Annotated in this window: 2 protein-coding genes; both read left to right on the forward strand. The window is 31.0% G+C overall.

Translation table 11 applies throughout. The features are described 5' to 3' along the window. The coding region (locus DW059_RS16030; protein WP_158552146.1) for a hypothetical protein at positions 1-629 on the forward strand (629 nt) is incomplete at its 5' end. 154 nt (positions 630-783) lie between these two features. Beyond that, a partial coding sequence (locus DW059_RS15500; protein ID WP_242986329.1) for a rhamnan synthesis F family protein occupies positions 784-1,393 on the forward strand: 610 nt, incomplete at its 3' end.

Here is a 1,393-nt window from a genome sequence, read left to right on the forward strand (position 1 = left end):
GATATATATATATGCTTACTGAAATAGATGATAGTGGAATACCAATTTATAGGGATGAGTTTTTGGAAAAAAGCAAACAGAATTGTACAATATTAACTACAAGTGAATATGCAACATTTCTTGAATATGAAAATAAGAATGTTGTGGTTGTTCCGGATGAAATAATGCAGGATTATGATAAAAATTTAGATGCAAAAGGAAAGCGTTTTGTTATGATGGAAGTTTATAGAAATGAGAAATTTGAAAATTGGCTTTCTTTTGTGTTTAAAGAGAATAATGAACGTGTAGAGGGGATTGTAATCAAGTATGCATATGCAAGCGTTATACATGTGGCAACAGAAAATAGAAAGTCTGTTTTGGTTGAACAAAATAGAAAAGAAACGTCAATGAATTCTGAGGAGGAGTATCAAAAACTTGTTAGTGAATTAAAACGTCAGATAGAAATATTACAGACCGAATTGAAACAAAAAGAGGTAACGACATTAAGTTTGAGCGAAAATTTAAATTCATCTAGTCATTATATAGAAAATCTGCAGAAACATGCAACGAATCTTGATAATGAATTGAAAAATACAAAAGTTTTTATAATGAACACAATGAAACGATTCAATTTGCTGAAGAGAGAGTGAATCATGCGGAAGCAGAGATACAACGTTATATGGAATTATATAAAAATGTGTTGTCAGAACTTGATGAAAGAAAAATAGAACTTCTTGAATTGAAGAGTAAAATAAAAAAACATTAGTATTAAGAAATAATCAGATACAAAAGTGGAGATGAAGAATGAAGAGACTGGGTATATACTTTTTCTTTGACAAAGATGGCATAGTGGATAAGTATGTTGACTATGTATTGGAGGATTTGACAAAACATGTTGATAAATTAATTGTAGTATGCAATGGACAGTTAAATGAGCGAGGGCGAAAAACATTTGAAAAGTTTACAGGTAATATTATTGTCCGTGAAAATAAGGGATTTGATGTATGGGCATATAAGACAGCTATAGACAGTGAAGGCTGGAATAAGCTTATAGAGTATGATGAAATTATTTTAATGAATTATACTATTATGGGACCGGTGTATCCATTAAAGGAGATGTTTGACATAATGGATAAGCGCTTGGAACTGGATTTTTGGGGGATTACAAAGTGTTTTCAAGAAAATTCTCCAGTGGCACAACAAATCTGGCAGTGCCCTTATGGATATATTCCAGAACATATTCAGTCTAGCTTTATGGCTTTTAGAAGAAGTATTGTTTCATCCACTATTTTTCAGAAATATTGGGATGAAATGCCTATGATAAAAAGTTATTATGAATCGGGAGGGAGTCATGAACAGTATATAACAAAATACTTTAGCGATAATGGTTATAGATGGGATTGTTATACTAATT

It is taken from the genome of Roseburia sp. AF42-8 (assembly GCF_003435965.1).
Taxonomy (GTDB): domain Bacteria; phylum Bacillota; class Clostridia; order Lachnospirales; family Lachnospiraceae; genus Roseburia_C; species Roseburia_C amylophila.